This window comes from Streptomyces sp. SID3212 (assembly GCF_009865405.1).
GTDB lineage: Bacteria > Actinomycetota > Actinomycetes > Streptomycetales > Streptomycetaceae > Streptomyces.
This window is the reverse complement of the sequence record NZ_WWJY01000518.1, coordinates 1-4,266: the sequence shown is the minus strand read 5'-3', so window position 1 is coordinate 4,266 and position 4,266 is coordinate 1. Positions and strand designations below refer to the sequence as shown.

At 70.9% G+C, this 4,266-nt stretch carries 6 protein-coding genes and 1 pseudogene; 6 read left to right on the top strand and 1 reads right to left on the bottom strand.

All coding sequences use genetic code 11. The features are described from left to right. From GT042_RS15680 to GT042_RS15655, 6 genes are all read left to right on the top strand, one after another. Nucleotides 1–1,022: MiaB/RimO family radical SAM methylthiotransferase (locus GT042_RS15680; protein WP_161309330.1), on the top strand; the 1,022-nt coding region annotated here is incomplete at its 5' end. Continuing rightward, nucleotides 1,019–1,786: a CDP-diacylglycerol--glycerol-3-phosphate 3-phosphatidyltransferase gene (gene pgsA, locus GT042_RS15675; protein ID WP_161309329.1), complete on the top strand. Its 768-nt coding sequence runs from the start codon at nt 1,019–1,021 to the stop codon at nt 1,784–1,786. The genes GT042_RS15680 and pgsA, both read left to right, overlap by 4 nt. Beyond that, nucleotides 1,783–2,295 (top strand): nicotinamide-nucleotide amidohydrolase family protein, encoded by a 513-nt coding sequence (locus GT042_RS15670; protein WP_161309328.1) that lies wholly within the window; start codon nt 1,783–1,785, stop codon nt 2,293–2,295. The genes pgsA and GT042_RS15670 overlap by 4 nt, the downstream gene beginning before the upstream one ends. Before the next feature lie 109 nt (nt 2,296–2,404). Next, nucleotides 2,405–2,788 (top strand): helix-turn-helix transcriptional regulator, encoded by a 384-nt coding sequence (locus GT042_RS15665; RefSeq protein ID WP_161309327.1) that lies wholly within the window; start codon nt 2,405–2,407, stop codon nt 2,786–2,788. Between the two features lie 198 nt (nt 2,789–2,986). Next, complete coding sequence (locus tag GT042_RS15660; protein ID WP_161309326.1) at nt 2,987–3,457, top strand: DNA starvation/stationary phase protection protein; 471 nt, start codon at nt 2,987–2,989, stop codon at nt 3,455–3,457. A 235-nt stretch (nt 3,458–3,692) separates the two neighbouring features. Continuing rightward, on the top strand, nt 3,693–3,938 hold the full coding sequence (locus tag GT042_RS15655; RefSeq protein ID WP_161309325.1) for a hypothetical protein: 246 nt from the start codon (nt 3,693–3,695) through the stop codon (nt 3,936–3,938). Here GT042_RS15655 and GT042_RS15650 read toward each other — a convergent pair. Then, a pseudogene (locus GT042_RS15650) lies at nt 3,927–4,266 on the bottom strand (DEAD/DEAH box helicase); the annotation flags it as partial. The gene GT042_RS15655 and the pseudogene GT042_RS15650 overlap by 12 nt on opposite strands.

Sequence of the window (4,266 nt, the reverse complement as noted above, 5' to 3'; positions counted from 1 at the left end):
TGCCCGCCGGGCTCGCGCCCGCCTCGGGCCCCCGCGCCCCCCTGCGGCGCCGCCTGGACACCAGCCCCGTCGCCTCCGTGAAGCTCGCCTCCGGCTGCGACCGCCGCTGCTCCTTCTGCGCCATCCCCTCGTTCCGCGGCTCCTTCATCTCCCGCCGCCCCAGCGACGTGCTCACCGAGACGCGCTGGCTCGCCGACCAGGGCGTCAAGGAGGTCATGCTCGTCTCCGAGAACAACACCTCGTACGGCAAGGACCTCGGCGACATCCGCCTGCTGGAGACCCTGCTGCCCGAGCTGGCGGCCGTCGACGGCATCGAGCGCATCCGGGTCAGCTACCTCCAGCCGGCCGAGATGCGCCCCGGCCTGATCGACGTCCTGACGTCCACGCCCAAGGTCGCGCCGTACTTCGACCTGTCCTTCCAGCACTCCGCGCCGGGTGTGCTGCGCGCGATGCGGCGCTTCGGGGACACCGAGCGCTTCCTGGAACTGCTCGGGACCATCCGGGGCAAGGCCCCGCAGGCCGGAGTGCGCTCGAACTTCATCGTCGGCTTCCCCGGCGAGACCGAGGCGGACTTCGCCGAGCTGGAACGTTTCCTGACCGGCGCGCGGCTCGACGCCATCGGCGTCTTCGGGTACTCGGACGAGGACGGTACGGAAGCCGCCACCTACGGCGACAAGCTGGACCAGGACGTCGTCGACGAGCGGCTCGCGCACCTGTCGCGGCTCGCCGAGGAGCTGACGGCCCAGCGCGCCGAGGAGCGCCTCGGTGAGAGCCTTGAGGTGTTGGTGGAGTCGGTCGCTCCGGAGAGCGGGGACGATTCCGAGGAGGCGGCCGTCGGGCGCGCGGCGCACCAGGCGCCCGAAACGGACGGACAGGTGATCTTCACCTCCGGCGCGGGTCTGCGTCCCGGCCGTATGGTCGAGGCGAAGGTGGTCGGCACCCAGGGCGTGGACCTGGTCGTCGAGTACTGCGACTTTCCGGGGGACGACCCACGGACCCCGGGTGAGGAGGCGGCCAGATGACCGGAGTCCCGGCGTCCGCTGCGGGCGGTACCGGCGCGAAGCGGGTACCGGCGCCCAAAGGCAAGCTGGGGGCTGCTGCGGTCAATCAGGCCAGCCTGTGGAACATCGCCAACATACTCACCATGGTGCGGCTGGTGCTCGTGCCCGCGTTCGTGGTGCTGCTGTTCCAGGACGGCGGGTTCGACCCGGCCTGGCGCGCCTGGGCGTGGGCGGCGTTCGCCGTCGCGATGATCACCGATGTCTTCGACGGGCATCTTGCCCGTACGTACAACCTGGTCACCGACTTCGGGAAGATCGCCGACCCCATCGCCGACAAGGCGATCATGGCGGCGGGGCTGATCAGCCTCTCGTCGCTGGGCGATCTGCCCTGGTGGGTGACGGGCGTCATCCTCTTCCGTGAGATCGGCATCACGCTGATGCGGTTCTGGGTGATCAGACTCGAGGTCATCCCGGCCAGCCGGGGCGGCAAGGCGAAGACCCTGGCGCAGGGCGTGGCGGTGGGGATGTACGTCCTGGCGCTCACGGGGCCGCTGGCGACGCTGCGGTTCTGGGTGATGGCGCTGGCGGTCGTGCTGACGGTGCTCACCGGGCTGGACTACGTACGCGACGCGGTTCTCATCCGGCGGCGGGGGATCGTGGCGCGGCGGGCGGCGGCCGAGGCTCCTCGTCACGGTGAGTCCGGTGAGGTTCGTGATGGTGATTCCGGTGATTCCGGTGAGTCGGATGAGGCCGGCGAGAGTGCCGCGGCGGAGTCCACGCGGTGAACGGCGGCGCGGCGCGGGTGCTGGCGCTGCTGGAGGAGCGGTCCGCGACGCTCGCCGTCGCGGAGTCCCTGACAGGCGGCCTGGTGGCCGCGGAGCTGACCTCCGTCCCCGGCGCCTCCCGGAGCTTCCGCGGGTCCGTGACGGCCTACGCGACGGATCTCAAGCGGGACGTCCTGGGCGTCGCCGCGCCCCTCCTGGCGGAGCGTGGCGCAGTGGATCCGGAGGTCGCGCGGCAGATGGCGGCGGGGGTACGGCGGGTCCTGGGCGCCGACTGGGGCGCCGCGACCACCGGGGTGGCGGGTCCCGAACCCCAGGACGGACAGCCGGTGGGGACCGTCTACGTGGCGGTCGTAGGACCGGTCGGTCCGGGGAAAGTTGTCGCTCTGCGGTTGAACGGTGACCGGGCGGACATTCGTAAAGAGAGTGTGGTCAGCGTGCTGGGACTGCTCCGCAACGAACTTTCCGGGAACGGGCGGGCACAGGATACGGAACAGAACGGGGGGAATTGATGTTTGCAGCCCTGAGTGAACACCGCATCGCTCCCCGCACGGCCGCGGCGCGAGGCGGTACGGTGGGGCGAGAAGGATGCGGCTACGCGGTCCGAGGAGGGAGCCACCGATGATTCTGCTCCGTCGCCTGCTTGGTGACGTGCTGCGTCGGCAGCGCCAGCGCCAGGGCCGTACTCTGCGCGAAGTCTCCTCGTCCGCCCGAGTCTCGCTCGGCTATCTTTCCGAGGTGGAGCGGGGGCAGAAGGAGGCATCCTCCGAGCTGCTCTCCGCGATCTGCGACGCGCTTGATGTACGGATGTCCGAGCTCATGCGTGAAGTGAGTGACGAACTGTCGCTGGCCGAGCTGGCTGCGTCGGCGGCGGCGAACGAGCCGGTGCCTGCGCCAGTACGTCCGATGCTCAATTCTGTCTCCGTGACGTCGGTGGCCAAGGTGCCGACGGAACGGGTGACCATCAAGGCACCTACGGAAGCGGTCGACGTCGTCGCCGCCTAGATTCCACGGGTGCGTCCCGCCCGTTCGTACGTTCGGCGCGAGCCCCGTCCGGTGCACCTCACCGGCCGGGGTTTTTGTCTTCTCCCGGCGGTCTCCGGCCGTCCCCGGAGTCTCCGCCGGTCGCCGGGAGTGAAATGACCTCTTCAGGGCATCTGTGCCATGGTTGAAGGTACGTACGAACGGCAATGGAGGACGTGCATGTCTGTCGTCAAGAGTTCCCTTTCCGAGGAAGACCTCAAGGTGGTCGGTGAGGCGCTCCAGGGCGCGCTCGTGGACCTGGTGGATCTTGCGCTGGTCGCCAAACAGGTGCACTGGAACATCGTCGGTCCCCGCTTCCGCTCCGTACATCTCCAGCTCGACGAGGTCGTGACCACCGCGCGGCAGCACATGGACACCGTGGCGGAACGGGCGTCGGCCCTCGGCGTCGCCCCGGACGGCCGCGCCGGCACGGTGGCGGCCACCAGCGCCTTCGGCAAGATCCCGGACGGCTGGATCAAGGACGCGGACGCGGTCCGCCTCATGGTCGACGGCCTCGGCGCGGTGATCGGGCAGATGCGCGACCGCGTCAAGGTGACCGACGACCCCGACCCCGTCACCCAGGACGTCCTGATCCAGGTGACGGCGGATCTGGAGAAGCACGCGTGGATGTTCCAGGCGGAGAGCGTCTGAGTGGTCGGAGCGGCTGTCGGTACGAGCTGCGCGCCGCGAGAATGTGAAGAGGGTCCCCCGGCCGACGGCCGGGGGACCCTCTTGTGCGTGGTGCTGGGATGCGTGATGGGGGTGGAGTGATGGCTTTTGGGTGGGGATGGGGGTTCTGGATGCGGGGTAGGGCTGGGCGGGGGAGACTTCTGAGACGACCGGAGGCCGGGTGGTCCTGGGGCGGGCGGAGGAGGCAGCGGCGGCTATGGCGAGGCGATGGATCCTTCTGCCGACGGTCGCGCTGGGCGGGCTGTGGTGGTGGGCGGTCCTGCGGCTCGTGCTGGCGCCCGAGCACACCGGCTTCGTCGAGGGGGCGGTGGCGGCGGGCGGCTGGGGGCTGAGTCTGCTGCCGGTGCACGCCGCGTCCCGTACGGTCGCCGGGGAGTCGGGCTCGGTACGTCCGCCCGAGGTGTCCTCCCCGCCGCGCCGGCGCGGCGGCTCAGGCGCGTAGGCGCAGGCCCCTCGGGGTCGCGTGGAAGCCCGCCGTCTCCAGGGTGCGGCCCAGGGGTGATGTCAGGGCCGGGGCGCCGTTCGCCCGCTCCACCGTGATCGTGCCGAGGGCTCCCGCGCGGGCCGCTCCCGCCAGGGCCTGGGCCGCCGCCGTGAGGGCCGGGTCGTCCGGGTCCTTCGGCCAGGCCAGGAGGGTCTTGCCGCCCCGTTCCATGTACAGCGTCAGCTCGCCGTCCACCAGGACGACCAGGGAGCCGGCTTTGCGGCCCGGCTTGTGTCCGGCGCCGTCCGGGGGCTCGGGCCAGGGGAGCGCCGCCCCGTACGCGTTG

What these genes read in the sequence shown, in the direction of transcription:
- pgsA (WP_161309329.1), top strand. Translation starts at nt 1,019, where the DNA reads ATGACCGGAGTCCCGGCGTCCGCTGCGGGCGGTACCGGCGCGAAGCGG.
- GT042_RS15655 (WP_161309325.1), top strand. Translation starts at nt 3,693, where the DNA reads ATGGCGAGGCGATGGATCCTTCTGCCGACGGTCGCGCTGGGCGGGCTG.
- GT042_RS15660 (WP_161309326.1), top strand. Translation starts at nt 2,987, where the DNA reads ATGTCTGTCGTCAAGAGTTCCCTTTCCGAGGAAGACCTCAAGGTGGTC.
- GT042_RS15665 (WP_161309327.1), top strand. Translation starts at nt 2,405, where the DNA reads ATGATTCTGCTCCGTCGCCTGCTTGGTGACGTGCTGCGTCGGCAGCGC.